This window comes from Candidatus Nomurabacteria bacterium, from assembly GCA_020631975.1.
Taxonomy (GTDB): domain Bacteria; phylum Patescibacteriota; class Saccharimonadia; order Saccharimonadales; family CAIOMD01; genus JACKGO01.
Genome location: JACKGO010000001.1, coordinates 274,759 through 289,557 on the forward strand (window position 1 = coordinate 274,759; position 14,799 = coordinate 289,557).

A 14,799-nucleotide genomic window follows, 5' to 3' on the forward strand; every position below is an offset into this window, starting at 1 on the left:
TCGTTAACGCGGTCTTAAGCCAACAGCCTGCTGTACTTTTAGCAAAGTTTGGTCAGCGATCTGCCTGGCAATTGCTTCGCTAGTGGTTAGCTTTTCTTGTAATTGACTATCGTTGGTAGCTTCGTATTCAGATTGTAAATTAGCCAGAGTATTTTTAGTAGATTCTGCTACGGCAGCCTTTAAATCGCCGTATCTTTCTATACCAACCCACTTTGCGTTTATACTTTCTTGTGGTTCACCAGATAGTAATGCCAACATTTGCAGCAAATTAGTAACACCAGGCTGGTTTTGCCAATCAAAATTTACCTTCCCAACACTATCGGTTGTGGCGCCCATAACCTTTTTGGCAGCTTCGTCTGGGTTATCGCTTAACAAAATTGTACCAGCTGGGTCATCAATGCTTTTACTCATTTTGGCTTCTGGATTACGTAGACTACGCACTCGTGGTGCGGCATCACGGTCAATAAATTGCGATTGAGCTTTCACGTCTGCAGGAACAATAAATATATCACCAAATTTGTTATTAAATCTTTGGGCAATATCACGGGCCAATTCTAGATGTTGCCTTTGATCTTCGCCGACTGGTACCCACTTCGCTCTGTACAATAAAATATCGGCGGCCATTAATATTGGGTAATTAAACAAACCAACGCTTACCCTATCGGCGCCTATTTTTTGTGACTTATCTTTGAATTCCACCATTCTGCTAGCCTCACCAAAGCCGGTAAAACAACTTAATATCCAGGCAAGCTCGCTGTGGGCCGCTATATAGCTTTGGCGGTAAATAATTACATCTTGGTGATCTATTGGTAAACCGGCGGCAACAAACAGCCTTAGGTTGCGCATTGTCTGGGCGTATAGTTTACTGTGGTCAATTGGGGTGGTAAACGAATGTAAGTCAGGTACGAACATATTTACCTGGTATTCATCAGCATGTTGCTTTGCCATATCAACTATTGGCAAAAATGCACCAAGATAGTTACCCAGTGTTACTTCATCATTACTTCTAATGCCTGTTAAAATAGTCTCTTTTGCCATTATCTTTTAAGTATACCTTATATCTGTCGTATTGGTGCGGATGAGAGGACTTGAACCTCCACGATATTGCTACCACTAGTCTCTGAAACTAGCGCGTCTACCAGTTCCGCCACATCCGCCTATGTTTGGTTATAATACTAATTATAGATTACTTGCTGGTGATACGCGATAGTATTATGCCTCATACTAGCTACGTACAAATGTTTTTATGTGTAAACTATGGTTACTAGTATATTAGTCGCTTTAAAAAGAGGCCCGACTCTACGCGTGGAGTGTCGGGCCGGTTCTGTTCATTGCTTGGCGTCTTCGCGCGCGATGATGACCCCCAAGGCTTGTTATTGCCCCTGGTAGCATCTCTAGGCCTCGCGCGGGCCGGCATGTTTACTTTGTATGCTTGTCCGGGTTTACTGCCCGTTCAGTGCTTTACTACATAGCAGCCTAGTTTAGCTTTCCGACTAAGAAACCAAGTATAAAAGTTAGGAAAACCAGTCCTATTATGAGAGCATAAGGGCTTCCCATTTTACTACCTTTCTACTCTAGAGTACTTGTGCGATTGATTGGCTACAACGTACCCAACCTATCGCACAAGTACTATCATAAAAGATAGCCATTGCAATAAATTTTTACTACCAAAGAACAGACCTGGCAATGCCAGTAACGTTATTATACCAATTATTTAGTATTTCGTCAATTTTTATACTACTAATAATTGTCTTTGGTTAGACATTGAAGTTGTTTACAGTGTAGAGATATTCGTTTTACCGTTTGGTAAATTGACGCTGTTTACGTGCACCTTTAAGACCGAACTTCTTGCGCTCTTTTTCACGCGAATCGCGTGATAGTTGATCGGCTCGCTTGAGGGTACTCTTAAAATCTTCATTTACAAGGACTAAGCTTTTTGCAATACCAAGGCGGATTGCATCTGCTTGGCCAGCTAAACCACCACCTGCTACCACAACACTTACGTCGAATTGCTTTTCTTTATCTAATAAAGAAAATGGTTGGTTTAGTTCGTCTAATAAATATTCACTTCCATCAAAATACTCTGCAGCTGGTTTGCTATTAATAGTTATGTGTCCACTGCCACCACTTAAGCGAACACGTGCCGTAGCACTTTTCCGTCTGCCAAGAGCATAAAAGTAATCTTGTCTTGCCATTACAATACACTCACTTTCTTTGGTTGCTGGGCGGCATGATTGTGCTCATTACCAGCATATACTTTAAGCCGTTTAAGACGCTCTGTGATGAGCTTATTTTTCGGTAACATACCACGTACTGCAGCGACAATAACTGCCGTAGAATCTTTATCGATTTGCTCTTGTAAGGTAGTTGTCTTTAAGCTACCTGGGTATTGACTATGCCTGTAGTATTTTTTATCTTGCAATTTATTGCCTGTTACGACGAGTTTATCTGCATTAATGACGATAACGTGGTCGCCACAATCGATGTGTTGGGTAAACATTGGTTTCTTTTTACCAATTAGGTGTTGAGCTATTTCTGTCGCTACCCGCCCCAATGGAGCTTCTGATGCATCAACCAAGAACCATGTTCGTGTCACTTCTGATGGCTTAGCGCTATAGGTTTTCATTATCTGTCCCCCTTAGTAACACCTTTAGCCCGCGTTGCGGTTTTGTTCGTGTGGGTTGCTACGCGTTTTTTAGGTGCTGATGGTACAACAGTAGACGCTTTCTTTGGTGCTACACTGGCTTTGGTTAGGCTGGTTGCTTTCTTGGTTGTGGGTTTAGCATCATCCTTGGCTGTAGAAATATCATCTACAAATGATACTGTTGCCATTTGTGCATTATCGCCACGACGATTATCTTTCTTGTTGATCCGCAAATGTCCAGAGCTGCGTGCAGTAAGTTTGGGTGCAATTTCATCTACCAGTTTATGGGCACTTTCTATGGTTGCTACTTTTGAAATCACTTGGCGGCGATTGTGTAAATCGCCCTTTTTCGCCTTTGTGATGAGTTTTTCAAAGTATGGTACCAGTTCTTTTGCTTTTGGCGTGGTAGTTGTAATGGCACCGTGATCTATCAAATTAGAAGCTAAGCCCTTAATGAGCGCTCGCCTTTGATCGCGTTCGCGGCTAAATTTACGACCTTTGTATCCGTGTCTGTGCATTGCCTATAACTCCAGTTCTGCCAACTTGTCCTTGACTTCATCAAGTGCTTTTTGCCCAAAGCCCTTTAGGTCACGAAGTTCTGCGTCGCTTAAAGAAAATAAATCTTTAAGTGTATGAATGTCGTTATTGATGAGTGCATTTGTGGTGCGGGCAGTTAGATTTAAATCTTCTATAGACACTAGTAGTTCTGATGGTTCATCTTCGATGTCTGCATTAAAGCTTGGTGCAACCGTCTTACTGGCTGGCACAGCTTCTACTCGTGTAGAACCAGCGAGCGCAGTATATTGATTAACAAGAATTGCAGCTGCTTCTTCAAAGGCATCTTTAGGAGTAATGGTGCCGTCAGTGTCTATGGTTATGATGAGTTTATCAAGATCGGTTATTTGGCCAACACGCGTGTCCTCTACTTTGTATCGTACACGAAGTACTGGGCTAAAAATTGCGTCTATAGCAATCATATCGCTTGGTTTACGGCTAGCACCTTCTTCAACCGTGCGGTAACCACGACCTGTCTCTACAATAACGTCTAGTATAAATGGTGCTTTATCTGTATCTACCGTTGCGATTACATGCTGTGCATTAACAACTTCTACATCTGCGTTTGCTTGTAATTCTCCGGCAGTAATAACGCCTTTGCCTTTATGTTCAAGGCGTAGCATCTGTGGTTCGTCTGAGAATACACGGAATCGTATTCCCTTGAGGTTGAGCATAATCGCTACAACGTCTTCTTTTACGCCTTCTACGGTCGTAAATTCGTGTGTAACACCTTCAATTTTAAAGGCAGTGATAGCTGCCCCTGAAACGCTCGAGAGCAGCACGCGGCGCATACTGTTGCCGAGTGTCATGCCATAACCAGTGTGCAAAGGTTCTATAACGAACGTTGCACTAGTTGGGCTGTGCTCATCGATGTTAGCCAATGATGGTGTGTGAATAACTTTAGACATACCTTGTTGTCCTCTCCTTATCGTGAGTAATACTCAACTATTAATTGCTCATTAATTTCTGGCTCAGCTTCTTCGCGGGGAGGAAGACCAGTTACGGTTACAGTAAGTTTCTTGCGATCAACTTTGATCCAACTCACCACGACGTCATTTTGACTTGTAATGTCATCCAGGTGCTTGAAATATTCAGTTGACGTACTTTTGGGACGCACGGTGAGTACGTCACCGCTTTTAAGACGAATAGATGGAATGTCTACCCTGCGGCCATTTAGCATAAAGTGCCCGTGGCTCACAAGTTGTCTGGCAGCTCTACGGCTATTTGCAAAGCCTGCCCGATAGACAACGTTATCTGCACGCTGTTCTAAAAATTGTAGTAACACTGTACCACTCTGGCCGGTTTTACGGCTAGCTTCGCGCATTAGATTTGAAAATTGTCGTTCCAATAACCCGTAGAGACGCTTTACTTTTTGCTTTTCGCGCAGTTGTAGTGCGTATTGACTTGGGTTAGAACGCCGGTTAGTGCGACCGTGTTGACCAGGAATCGTACTTCGCTTGACCATGTGCTTTACCGCTTTTGGGTGGAGTGCGTAGCCTTCACGACGACTCATTTTTGTGATTGATTGAGTATCTCTTGCCATAATTACACCTATACTCTCCTGGCCTTACGTGGACGACAACCGCCATGTGGAACACCTGTTACATCTACGATGGTTTCTACTGCAACATCATTTGCAGATAAAGCACGCACCGCGGCATCACGTCCTTGTCCTATGCCTTTTACATATACATCAGCTTTGCCTAAACCATGAAGCTGCTTTGCAGCGACAATCGCTTTTTCTGCTGCTACTTGTGCAGCATAGGCAGTGCCTTTTTTACTTCCTCTAAAACCACAAGCTCCTGCGCTTGCAGCCGTTAACAAACCGCCCTTAGAATCTGTGACAGATACAATAGTATTATTAAACGTCGCACTGATATGCACTTGACCGTGCGGGATGCTTCGTTTGCCCTTCTTCTTCTTGGCAGCAGTCGATAATTCAGCCATATATATTAACTCCTACGTATATTACGTTTTAGATGCTACCTTTTTTGCAGTACCACCGACAGTAGTCTTTTTACCACGACGAGTACGTGCATTTGTTTTAGTGCGTTGCCCACGACTAGGGAGATTAGCACTATGGCGTAAGCCACGGTATGATTTAATCTCTTTTAATCGTTTGATATTAGAAACAACTGTACGTTGCAACTCACCTTCAACAAGGTAGCTTTCGTTAATAACATCTTGAATTCGTGTCGTCTCAGCGTCTGTTAAATTTTTGACGCGAGTCGTTGTATCGACCTTGGCTTTTGCAAGGATATCTTGCGCTGACTTAGGTCCAATTCCGTGGACATACGTCAATGCAACTCCTATTTGCTTTTCAGTTGGAATAGTTACACCACTTAATCGTGCCATAGACTACCCTTGCCTCTGCTTGTGCTTTGGCTTGTTTTTATTGATAACATACAGGCGGCCTTTACGACGTACCAAAATGTCATCGGGACTGATTTTCTTTACACTTGCACGCACTTTCATGCGGATCATCACTCCTTAATGCTGTGGTGACACACTGCTTAGTTTAATATTACGATAAGCGATAGGTTATCCGACCCTTAGAGAGATCGTAAGGAGTCAATTCTACCTTAACGCTGTCACCGGGTACAAGGCGAATATAATTCTTCCTCATTTTCCCGGCCAAATTAGCTATAATCTGATGGCCGTTTTCGAGCTCTACTCTAAATTGAGTGCCTGGGAGGGCCTCAATTATTTTGCCTGTGAGTTCGATTACTTCTTTTGTGCTTGCCATAAGTTACAACAGTAGTCTAGTTTACTACACTTATCCACTGTTTGTAAAGAGAAAATTACAACTTCTTTTTACGTTTAAGCGAAAATCGTTTTTTACCACCAGTTTTTTGGCCATCTTGGCTAATATCTATCGTGTAATCGTCGTAGGTTACCATCAGGGCGCGTGATTCTATTTGGCGGAGCGTTTCTAGTGCAACTGATACCAAGATGAGGATACTCGTACCACCAATTGCAATTTGATCTGTACCTAGTATAGCTTGTCCAAAAATTGGCATAATTGCTAAGAACCCAAGTGCTAATGCTCCATACAGGGTAAGCTTGTTAACGGTACCCATAAGATATTTTTCTGTTTGCGCCCCTGGGCGTACACCATCAATAAAGCCACCTTGTTTTTGGAGATTTTCTGATATTTCTTTGGCGTTAAACACGACAGATGTATAAAAGAATGTAAACATAAACACCAGCAAGAAATAAGCTATTGGGTATAGCCACGCTATCCAGCCTCCGCTAGACAAACTCGCTGCAGTAGGCACCTGGAACCAGGTAACAAGATTCTCGCCTAATTGCTGCATGGCGCCAGTAGCGTTTTGGCTTAGCAGTCTACCGACGAATTCTGGTAGAGCCAAAAATGCGAGAGCAAAGATTATAGGGATAACACCTGCAGTAATAAGGCGTAGTGGTAACGTCGTTGTTACACCGCCGTACACACGGTTGCCTTGTAAGCGTTTCGCGTAATTTACGGTAATGCGCCGTTGAGCTTCGTTTAGATAGACAACAAATACAGTCACGAGAACGGTAACCACTACAATTCCCAGCGTCACCCACAGTGCGGCACTATTTATTGGAAAATCAAATTTACCAAATATCGCAAAACTAGCGCCATCTTGTATGACGGAACCCAGCAAGTTACCAATAATACCAGGTAAGGATGCAAGAATACCCACGGTAATTACTAGTGAAATACCGTTACCTATACCTTGTTCAGTAATTTGTTCACCAAGGAACATAAGGAGCATTGCCGAAGCTGTTAGTACTGTTACCATAAGTACCCACTGGCTAAGGCTGGCTTGTGAAACAAGATCGCCCAAACCACCAAAGCTGGCTGCTGTTTGTCGTACCAAAAATATTGTTCCTATAGATTGTACAATCGCCAGTGGTAATGTAAGTAAGCGTGTCCATTGCTGTATTTTCTTTCGGCCGTATTCTCCTTCTTTATTGAGCGCTTCCATTTTTGGAATCGCCTTAGTAAGAAGTTGCGTAATAATACTCGCGTTAATGTATGGGCCCAGCCCAACGAGCATGATAGAAAAGTTAGCCAGTGCGCCACCGCTAAGAATATTTAAAAAGCCAAGCAGTTGCGAACCTGACGTTTGGCTGAAAGCACTTTCTAATACTTGTTTTAATGTAGCGGGCTCTGCAAGTGGTATAGGAATTTGTGCCAAAAACCTAAATATAATAAGAACACCAAGCACTGCAAGAATACGCTTGCGCATATCTGGACTACCAAATGATTTGAAAATTATTCGCCAATTCATCAGAAAATACTTTTTAAGACACCTCTCTATATTTGGTTTTCATTATCACGTAGTATTGTAACATAATAATTTAACGTATACTTAAAAATATGACCAAGCTATATATTTACGGCGGTATCACCATTGGCAGTATATTAGGGGCATACCTTCCGGTAGTGTTGTTTGGGAGTGATCCACTTGGGTTTATTAGCATTATGGGTGGGTTTGTGGGGTCTTTATTAGGGCTATGGGCAGGCTATACATTTATGAAAGCTTTAGATGAATGATGAATGATAATATAGATCCGCAGTTAGCGCAAAATGGTGATCCGCGAAATGTACAAGATACATATAAAAACTGGAAACTAGAAGCCATTAAAAATGACTTACAAGCCAAGGCTTTTGGTGTGCATGTGGCAATAGAAAATTACCAACACGATTATAACATTGGTACAATTGTTCGCAGTGCTAATGCTTTTAATGTAGCTGGTGTACATATTATTGGCAAACGACATTGGAATCGGCGGGGCGCTATGGCTACAGAAAAATACTTACAGCTATACCACCACCCAACAGTTGTAGATTTTATTAACTGGGTAGCGCCAACGACATTAGTCATTATTGGCATTGATAATATTGCTAATAGCATACCGCTACATCAAGCAAATATTCCAGAAAATGCCATATTAGTGTTTGGTCAAGAAGGTCCTGGTTTATCGGTAGAAATGCAATCTTATTGCAAACGTATTATTGCGATAGAACAGTTTGGTTCAACGCGCTCAATTAACGTTGGCGTGGCGGCGGGTATAGTGTTGTATGAGTGGGTACGGCGCCACCATATTACGATGTAGTGCTGGTACTTTTTTGTTTTGCCTGTATATTGGCGGCGGTCAACCCAACTGCATATAATGCATAAAGCGCAATAATTAATCCAACGACAATGGCTATCTTATTAATGGCTTCGCTTAAACTTGCAGTTGCCCCAGAAACAAATAAGCCAATTATTGGCGCCACTATAGAAGTACCACACGAAACACATCCTACGCTCAACATTGCGATTATACTTGCGATGCCCGTACCACCAACTGCCTTTTTGTCCACGCTTTGGTTGTTGCGAACCGTAAATAGCAGCACACTTATAACGACTCCCTGCGTAATAGCGAGAGATACAACAGCAAATGCCTGCCACAAGGGTAGACTAGAAAGATAACTGACAATAATACTGCTAAATATATCCATCTTTTCTATGATGTTTAGACTGCGAGCCGTGAAAAAATACCAAAATAGCGAAGCATTGAGAAGCCAATACAGTAACTGAATAAATAGCAGCGCGACTATAGCTGCGAAGAGTAAATACTTTGGGCTCTTCAGCACATTGCTGCTGGCTTTTAATGACAATTGAGCCTTAGTTTTGAGTAGTTGTAGACGTTGTATCATGCTGTTATAACTTAGTGCTAATTGCAGCGTCTAATATTTCAAAGCTGGGTACACCCTTGATGGGAGTGTCATTAACAACAAAATACGGTGTACCTTGAACACCATTGTTCTGCGCGTCTTGCGTTATCGCCATAACAGTAGCCTTTTCAACCCTGTTATCTATACAACTATTAAAACTATCTGTGTCTACTTGAGCGAGTTGGCCGAGTTGCTTTACCCCTGCTTCACTATAAAGTGGTACCCGAGATGGATCTACACCTTTACTAAAGTAGTCTTCCCAGACAGCTTGATATGCCACATCGTGATACTCCCAAAATTTGTCTTGTTTGGCTGCGCAAAAAGCACCTTCAGCTGCCAACTGAGAACCCGGAGCAATAAATGCCATTGGCACAAACGTGTAGTATACGTTACCTGTCGTAACGTACTTTTCTATTATTTTTGGCACTATCCCCAGACTTACTTGCGAACAAGATGGGCACAGAAAATCTGAATATTGGGTCACTTTAACAGGTGCATCTAGATTGCCTTGGGTGAATTGTGACAAATCACGATTATTCATCTGATCAGCTTCTAGGCTGTTGCTACTAGAGATATTCAGAACATATAGAAATACCCCGCCTACAATAATTGCCATAAATACGTATACAAAATTATTTTTCACTAAGACTACTCCTTGATATGGTAAGTATAACCTTATTGTAAATTATTTACAATAATAATTTCTAGTGGTAAGCATAACCTTATTGTTGTGGTATTTACATTCTTTGTATACATACACATTTTTGGGTGTATATTGAAAGTAACAGTGTGAGAGCTGTCGGTAAACAAAAGAAAGTTTTGACATAACAATATGTATATAAAAATATTCAAAACAGAAAGCGACAAGGCGTGGCGAATAGCACGCTAGACCTAGAACACGCACCGGCACATTATGAGCCACAATATGGCTCTGCATCACTCCCCTACTCCTACTGCGAAACATCGTTGTCATATGAAAATATTGATTTAGGCAACCCAGAATTACCTATTTACCAAAATAAATCTGAAATAATATCTACTGTTTTATCAAATGATGTAACAATTTCGATCTGAAACAGGAAGCGGCAAGTCTACTCAAGTTGTGCAATATATGCTTGAAGCTGGATTTTCTAAAGTTATCATAACCCAACCTCGTATCGTGGCGGCGCGAACTCTTAAAGATCGTATTAGCCAGGAATTATCCTGGAAGATTGATGGTCTGCCAGACGATTACGTTGGTTACCGTACAGCCAACGAAGGCGATAGCACGCATGAAAGTGTAGCAGAAATTGTCACAGACGGCCTCGAAGTACGGCGGTTATTAAGTAGCGGCGGGCTGGGACAGGACACGATTCTTATTGTAGACGAAGTACACGAGGCAAATGCTAACATTACAATGCTCTTGGCACTCATAAAACGTATGGGTATACGAGCAGTCATTATGAGCGCTACATTTAATACAGAAGGCACCGCCGAATACCTTTGCGACGAGCAAGGAAATCCTGCACCTATCATCGATATTGAAGGTAGAACATATGAAGTAGAAGAACGCCAAGGTGAGTCATTAGTAGATGAGGCCGTACGTTACGCAAAAGAAGAAAAAAACATCCTCATTTTTGTACCAGGTAAACCTGATATTACTCGAGTTACAGGACTAATACGTACGAAACTTAAACAAGATATCGTAATTATACCGCTCCATGGCGAACAATCTGCAACAGAACAAATGGCTGCGTTTGGGCATTACGAAAGGGGTAAAATTATCATAGCTACAGATATAGCAAAAACTAGTATCACTATTGATGATATTGATGTTGTTATAGACTGCGGTTGGGAACGAGGTAGCGATACCCGCCAAGACGTACCGTTGCTCGATATCCGTCCTGCCTGTATAGCTACGAAGGATCAACGGAAAGGTCGTGTTGGGCGAGTAAAACCAGGTATATATGTACAAGCACCGCTCCCTGGTTACCCAGAACTACCACCAGCCAGTGAACTATCAGATTACGATACACCAGAAATACTTAAAAATAGGTTAGATTCGTTAATGCTCCGTACACTTGGCAACGCTGCTTTTACTTTAGATGAGCTCGATCTTATATGCGAGCCAGAAGAGCAATTAAAGCAGTATGCAAAACAACGCTTGCAGCGATTAGGTGCGGTGGCGGTAACTGGAGACGTGACACAAACTGGTATAGAAATGGCAAAGCTACCGCTTGATGCTCATTACGCACGGATGGTTGTTGAATCTCTTAAGTATGGCAAAGAGTTGCAGGTTATGATGTTAGCCGCTGTTGCAGCACACGCGAACACTACTATCACCCATACTTCTGCCGATGCTAACCTTACATATGGCAAATTAACAGACGAACAGAACTCAGAAATTTTAATGATGCTTGATGTCTTTATTGCTGCACAAACCATGAACCAAGATGAATTAGAAACGTTTGGTATCGTAGAAAAAAAGTACCTTAATGCGAAGAAATCATTTGAATCTTTATTATCACGATTAAATCTAGAAGATGTAGCATTAACAGCGCCGACAGTAGAGCAAGAAGAGCAGTTACTGCGTTGTATTATTAGTGGTGCCGATGAACTATATGTACCGATAAATCGTTTTAAGCACCTAGATCCCCGGGGTTATATGCGTAATATCAGTAAGAATAGCCCGCTCCGTGGTAGTAAAGTAACTGTTGTCGGGAACCCTTTTGATATTGCTAATGTTAGTAGTAACGGCAAAAGCTATAAATCACTTATTAAAGGAGCTACCCGTGTCACGACTCAGCAATTACTAGATGTAGCCCCCCACCGTTGTACTTTTGAACCAGCCGAATACGTGCTTCGATACGATGGCGTGGTGCTGGCCAAAAAAGAAGTGTACTTTGATGATTTAACTACAAGAGATTTTATTACAGAGCCAGCTGAGCCAAGTAGTGACCTTATTGAATCGGTCGTGTTGTCTATATTATATGGCAAGCTACCAAACCTAAATCTACCGCGCTGCGAGTCATTGCGTCAGACGATAGAAGCCGTCCATGATCTTGAAGCAAGAACGACTAATAATTTAGACCTAACCACTCTATTAGACGGCTTAGTTGAACAACTTATGGCAGGTATCCCTAGCAGCGCAACAACACTACAAGAATTTGATGCTCACATACCTTATATTACAATTGGAGATTTAGTAGATACACAGGTGATACAAGATATCATAGAGTCTACACCAGACTATTTTGAATTAGACGGAGAAAAAATTGCGATACATTATAAAAAAGGCCGAGCTTATATTACGTTGCCTTCTCATATACCGTTAGATATGGTGCTCAGTGCATCAGATATAGAAGAATCAAATCTATATGTTCGGTATCGTAATGACGGAAGAAAATATCGAACAGTCAGTGAATTACAAAAGCGACTACGTCGTAGCCCAAGAGAAAAAAGACGACATGCGTCAAGGCCGACAGATGAAACACGACAGCATGATATATCTCGTGCGGAAACGTACGTGCACATACGGCCAAAAAAACAAGCAACTACCGTGCCTAAAAAGGATAAGCGGAATTACCCGAGAAAAGCTGTATATCAATAATAAGCTAAAAATCTGAGTATGTTTTACATATTCTAGACACCACAACTAGTGGTCTACTAAAGTTCGTCTAGCTGTGCTGAAAAATCGGTAACCTGCTGATCGATATATTGCTGGCGCTCGCCTTCTTCTATTTGCATAAAACTTAAAGCAGCGGCAACTGTAGCCAACTCTGCGTGAGTCAATGATACATCAATAGAACCTATAAAAGCTTCTACCAGTGCGGCGATTGCAGGACGTTCTTGTAAATATTTTTCCGCGTCATAATGCATGTTGTTATAGTACGTTTCGTCAGAAGATTGGTAATGATATGGCTCATAACTACTTAAAATGCCTGCAGGCGAAGCAACCCTCGCAGTTGTATAGGCAAAGTGTACTCCTTCTGCTATGGCTTGGTTCGCGGTAGCTGACATGTCTTCGTCGTACCCAGCAGACAGTGATACATTTCCGATTATAGTCATCGTTTCTGGGTGTGTTTGTTTGGTATCTGTATCCACAAAGCTCATGCGTTGTTCATAAATATCTGCAAGGGCTTCTGCTACGATACTAAAGTCTTGCTTGATGAGATGCTCGAGCTGTCTATCTAACGGAAGCACTTCATGTTTGTTGGAGTTGAAATGGTCTTTCATATGGTTACACTTGGGTGTTGCAACTATGCAGCCACTATACCATATGTTTATGTGATTTGACACTCAGTACAGTCATAGCACTACATACGCAAAATAAATACCTATGAAAATAAATACATTATATTACACGGCTATATTCTTGTGGTTTAAGGTAATCTACAGGAGCTTGTATATTTGGTTTTTCGCTATGTACCGAGTAGTGTATGCTCGTCGTTGTGTCGCCCTGTTCGTATTCTAGCTTAAATATTGTGTTGGTGGTCGTATCTACCCACGCAGAGAATGTATCTGCGAAAGCCGTTTGTGCATCATAATTATTTGCAATACTATACTGATTGGCAACGGCTGAGTTGATACCAACAAGATCGTCTGTATTGGCGCGAATGTCATACTGCACACTATTTTGATTGCTGTTTTTACTCACCCGCGTAGACATTATGTTGTATGTATTTTTATTCTTGGCTGCATCATGAATCATTTGCTTAGCATGACCAGTAATATTTCCTATAATAAGCTCGCCTAAAACAGTATTAACGTTACCAACGATACCAAATACATCAGCAGAGTTATTGTTATTAGTAGTAGGATCAAATTGCAGCCATGTATTTAAATATGCAGGTTTTTCTGTAGTGAGTTCTTCTGGTGCAGTGAATGCAATATATTTTATGTAACACTCCACTTCAGATACACATAAAAAATCACTTTTTAGTTTTATGGTACGGCCGATTACGCCTACATCCATATCAAAAGTACCTTTAGATTTAGGCGTGGCAGGGTCACTAAAATCACTCCGCATAGTAATTGTACCCTTTGGTCCAAGTCCATCCGCATTAGCGCCAAACCTATAAACTTGCTCAAGGTAATCAACAGATGCTAACGAAATTACAGCTGATTGCCAGCTCTTAATTGTTTTGGTTGATCGTAACACATATAGCCAATAGCCTGCTGCACCAGCGAGTATCAACGCAGCAATAATACTTGGTATATAAAGTCGTTTACGAAAGCGGTGCTTGCGAATTGTGCTATGTGCTGATTGCGCCAGAATTCCATATCGTGTTTTTGTTTTTTGGGGTTTCATAAGGGTTCTTGTATCATCTTGCATTATTGTAGTGTAGCACCTGAGCTTATACTATAGATTATTTATTAAAAAACACCCCTACGTATGTATGGGTGTTTTTTTAATATAAAGCAACGCTGATGGTTTAGCTTTTGGTCTTTTTAGACTCACGCATCGGCCGGCCAACGACTTTAAAACTACCACCGGCTTTTTCAATTGCCGCAATAGCTGAGTTCGAAGCAGCTTGTAAGTGCACGTCTACGCTTTTTGTAAGCTCACCTTTAGTAACGAGCTTTACTTTCACATATGGACTCGATACCAGACCAGCTGCAAATAAGGTATAGTTATTGATTTCTCCCTTTAGGGTGTCGAGTTGACCTGTATAGACGTTTTCGGCTTTCATGCGATGACTCGTAAACCCACGAAGTTTTGGAATTCTCATCATTAAAGGTGTTTGACCACCTTCAAAACCTGGTCGTCGCTTACCGCCTGTTCGTGAACTCTGACCTTTTGTGCCCCGTCCTGCTGTCTTTCCTTGCCCAGCAGAAATACCACGTCCAACTCGCTTGGCTGTTTTACGCTTTTCTACTGATAATTCATGATACTGCATAGTATTCT

19 protein-coding genes and 1 tRNA gene are annotated in these 14,799 nt (G+C 41.7%); 3 read left to right on the forward strand and 17 right to left on the reverse strand.

What is annotated here, in order from left to right; all coding sequences use genetic code 11:
• Positions 1–3: 3 nt before the first annotated feature.
• The 12 genes from trpS to secY form a co-directional block, all read right to left on the reverse strand.
• Positions 4–1,038: a tryptophan--tRNA ligase gene (trpS, locus tag H6795_01470; protein ID MCB9817190.1), complete on the reverse strand. Its 1,035-nt coding sequence runs from the start codon at positions 1,036–1,038 to the stop codon at positions 4–6.
• 32 nt (positions 1,039–1,070) lie between these two features.
• A tRNA-Leu gene (locus H6795_01475) sits at positions 1,071–1,157 on the reverse strand.
• Between the two features lie 639 nt (positions 1,158–1,796).
• Complete coding sequence (gene rpsI / locus H6795_01480; GenBank protein ID MCB9817191.1) at positions 1,797–2,195, reverse strand: 30S ribosomal protein S9; 399 nt, start codon at positions 2,193–2,195, stop codon at positions 1,797–1,799.
• Positions 2,195–2,629 (reverse strand): 50S ribosomal protein L13, encoded by a 435-nt coding sequence (gene rplM, locus H6795_01485; GenBank protein ID MCB9817192.1) that lies wholly within the window; start codon positions 2,627–2,629, stop codon positions 2,195–2,197. Before rplM ends, rpsI begins: the two co-directional genes overlap by 1 nt.
• Positions 2,626–3,162 carry a 50S ribosomal protein L17 gene (gene rplQ, locus H6795_01490; protein ID MCB9817193.1) on the reverse strand — a complete coding sequence of 179 codons (537 nt, stop codon included), beginning with the start codon at positions 3,160–3,162 and terminating at the stop codon, positions 2,626–2,628. Before rplQ ends, rplM begins: the two co-directional genes overlap by 4 nt.
• Before the next feature lie 3 nt (positions 3,163–3,165).
• Positions 3,166–4,107, reverse strand: a complete 942-nt coding sequence (locus H6795_01495; protein MCB9817194.1) for a DNA-directed RNA polymerase subunit alpha — start codon at positions 4,105–4,107, stop codon at positions 3,166–3,168.
• A gap of 17 nt (positions 4,108–4,124) precedes the next feature.
• Positions 4,125–4,742 carry a 30S ribosomal protein S4 gene (gene rpsD / locus H6795_01500; protein ID MCB9817195.1) on the reverse strand — a complete coding sequence of 206 codons (618 nt, stop codon included), beginning with the start codon at positions 4,740–4,742 and terminating at the stop codon, positions 4,125–4,127.
• Positions 4,743–4,750: 8 nt separating this feature from the next.
• Positions 4,751–5,146 (reverse strand): 30S ribosomal protein S11, encoded by a 396-nt coding sequence (rpsK, locus tag H6795_01505; GenBank protein MCB9817196.1) that lies wholly within the window; start codon positions 5,144–5,146, stop codon positions 4,751–4,753.
• A 21-nt stretch (positions 5,147–5,167) separates the two neighbouring features.
• Positions 5,168–5,554 carry a 30S ribosomal protein S13 gene (gene rpsM, locus H6795_01510; GenBank protein ID MCB9817197.1) on the reverse strand — a complete coding sequence of 129 codons (387 nt, stop codon included), beginning with the start codon at positions 5,552–5,554 and terminating at the stop codon, positions 5,168–5,170.
• Between the two features lie 3 nt (positions 5,555–5,557).
• On the reverse strand, positions 5,558–5,674 hold the full coding sequence (rpmJ, locus tag H6795_01515; GenBank protein MCB9817198.1) for a 50S ribosomal protein L36: 117 nt from the start codon (positions 5,672–5,674) through the stop codon (positions 5,558–5,560).
• A 49-nt stretch (positions 5,675–5,723) separates the two neighbouring features.
• Entirely contained in the window at positions 5,724–5,945 is a 222-nt protein-coding gene (gene infA, locus H6795_01520) for a translation initiation factor IF-1 (protein ID MCB9817199.1), read from the reverse strand.
• Between the two features lie 55 nt (positions 5,946–6,000).
• Positions 6,001–7,479: a preprotein translocase subunit SecY gene (gene secY / locus H6795_01525; GenBank protein MCB9817200.1), complete on the reverse strand. Its 1,479-nt coding sequence runs from the start codon at positions 7,477–7,479 to the stop codon at positions 6,001–6,003.
• An 89-nt stretch (positions 7,480–7,568) separates the two neighbouring features.
• Between secY and H6795_01530 the strand changes: the two genes are divergently transcribed.
• Both H6795_01530 and H6795_01535 read left to right on the forward strand, forming a co-directional pair.
• Entirely contained in the window at positions 7,569–7,745 is a 177-nt protein-coding gene (locus H6795_01530; GenBank protein ID MCB9817201.1) for a hypothetical protein, read from the forward strand.
• Positions 7,742–8,308: an rRNA methyltransferase gene (locus H6795_01535; protein MCB9817202.1), complete on the forward strand. Its 567-nt coding sequence runs from the start codon at positions 7,742–7,744 to the stop codon at positions 8,306–8,308. The genes H6795_01530 and H6795_01535 overlap by 4 nt, the downstream gene beginning before the upstream one ends.
• Here H6795_01535 and H6795_01540 read toward each other — a convergent pair.
• Both H6795_01540 and H6795_01545 read right to left on the reverse strand, forming a co-directional pair.
• The gene (locus tag H6795_01540) at positions 8,298–8,894 is read right to left on the reverse strand and encodes a hypothetical protein (GenBank protein ID MCB9817203.1); all 597 of its coding nucleotides are present in this window, start codon (positions 8,892–8,894) and stop codon (positions 8,298–8,300) included. The two genes, H6795_01535 and H6795_01540, sit on opposite strands and share 11 nt — an antisense overlap.
• 4 nt (positions 8,895–8,898) lie before the next feature.
• Positions 8,899–9,555, reverse strand: a complete 657-nt coding sequence (locus H6795_01545) for a thioredoxin domain-containing protein (GenBank protein MCB9817204.1) — start codon at positions 9,553–9,555, stop codon at positions 8,899–8,901.
• A gap of 468 nt (positions 9,556–10,023) precedes the next feature.
• Between H6795_01545 and H6795_01550 the strand changes: the two genes are divergently transcribed.
• Positions 10,024–12,501 carry a hypothetical protein gene (locus H6795_01550; protein ID MCB9817205.1) on the forward strand — a complete coding sequence of 826 codons (2,478 nt, stop codon included), beginning with the start codon at positions 10,024–10,026 and terminating at the stop codon, positions 12,499–12,501.
• A 56-nt stretch (positions 12,502–12,557) separates the two neighbouring features.
• On the opposite strand, the gene H6795_01555 is transcribed toward H6795_01550, so the two are convergent.
• The 3 genes from H6795_01555 to rplO all read right to left on the reverse strand — a co-directional run bounded on the left by H6795_01555 (position 12,558) and on the right by rplO (position 14,791).
• Positions 12,558–13,127, reverse strand: a complete 570-nt coding sequence (locus H6795_01555; GenBank protein ID MCB9817206.1) for a hypothetical protein — start codon at positions 13,125–13,127, stop codon at positions 12,558–12,560.
• A 118-nt stretch (positions 13,128–13,245) separates the two neighbouring features.
• Complete coding sequence (locus H6795_01560; protein ID MCB9817207.1) at positions 13,246–14,202, reverse strand: hypothetical protein; 957 nt, start codon at positions 14,200–14,202, stop codon at positions 13,246–13,248.
• 124 nt (positions 14,203–14,326) lie between these two features.
• Positions 14,327–14,791: a 50S ribosomal protein L15 gene (rplO, locus tag H6795_01565; GenBank protein MCB9817208.1), complete on the reverse strand. Its 465-nt coding sequence runs from the start codon at positions 14,789–14,791 to the stop codon at positions 14,327–14,329.
• Between the last annotated feature and the right edge of the window lie 8 nt (positions 14,792–14,799).

Excerpts from the sequence above, each read along its gene's own strand:
- H6795_01540 (MCB9817203.1), bottom strand. The coding sequence starts at position 8,894 with ATGATACAACGTCTACAACTACTCAAAACTAAGGCTCAATTGTCATTA.
- H6795_01495 (MCB9817194.1), bottom strand. The coding sequence starts at position 4,107 with ATGTCTAAAGTTATTCACACACCATCATTGGCTAACATCGATGAGCAC.
- infA (MCB9817199.1), bottom strand. The coding sequence starts at position 5,945 with ATGGCAAGCACAAAAGAAGTAATCGAACTCACAGGCAAAATAATTGAG.
- H6795_01550 (MCB9817205.1), top strand. The coding sequence starts at position 10,024 with ATGCTTGAAGCTGGATTTTCTAAAGTTATCATAACCCAACCTCGTATC.
- rpmJ (MCB9817198.1), bottom strand. The coding sequence starts at position 5,674 with ATGAAAGTGCGTGCAAGTGTAAAGAAAATCAGTCCCGATGACATTTTG.
- trpS (MCB9817190.1), bottom strand. The coding sequence starts at position 1,038 with ATGGCAAAAGAGACTATTTTAACAGGCATTAGAAGTAATGATGAAGTA.
- H6795_01560 (MCB9817207.1), bottom strand. The coding sequence starts at position 14,202 with ATGAAACCCCAAAAAACAAAAACACGATATGGAATTCTGGCGCAATCA.
- rpsI (MCB9817191.1), bottom strand. The coding sequence starts at position 2,195 with ATGGCAAGACAAGATTACTTTTATGCTCTTGGCAGACGGAAAAGTGCT.
- H6795_01555 (MCB9817206.1), bottom strand. The coding sequence starts at position 13,127 with ATGAAAGACCATTTCAACTCCAACAAACATGAAGTGCTTCCGTTAGAT.
- H6795_01535 (MCB9817202.1), top strand. The coding sequence starts at position 7,742 with ATGATGAATGATAATATAGATCCGCAGTTAGCGCAAAATGGTGATCCG.
- H6795_01530 (MCB9817201.1), top strand. The coding sequence starts at position 7,569 with ATGACCAAGCTATATATTTACGGCGGTATCACCATTGGCAGTATATTA.
- rplO (MCB9817208.1), bottom strand. The coding sequence starts at position 14,791 with ATGCAGTATCATGAATTATCAGTAGAAAAGCGTAAAACAGCCAAGCGA.
- secY (MCB9817200.1), bottom strand. The coding sequence starts at position 7,479 with ATGAATTGGCGAATAATTTTCAAATCATTTGGTAGTCCAGATATGCGC.
- rpsK (MCB9817196.1), bottom strand. The coding sequence starts at position 5,146 with ATGGCTGAATTATCGACTGCTGCCAAGAAGAAGAAGGGCAAACGAAGC.
- rplQ (MCB9817193.1), bottom strand. The coding sequence starts at position 3,162 with ATGCACAGACACGGATACAAAGGTCGTAAATTTAGCCGCGAACGCGAT.
- rpsD (MCB9817195.1), bottom strand. The coding sequence starts at position 4,742 with ATGGCAAGAGATACTCAATCAATCACAAAAATGAGTCGTCGTGAAGGC.
- rpsM (MCB9817197.1), bottom strand. The coding sequence starts at position 5,554 with ATGGCACGATTAAGTGGTGTAACTATTCCAACTGAAAAGCAAATAGGA.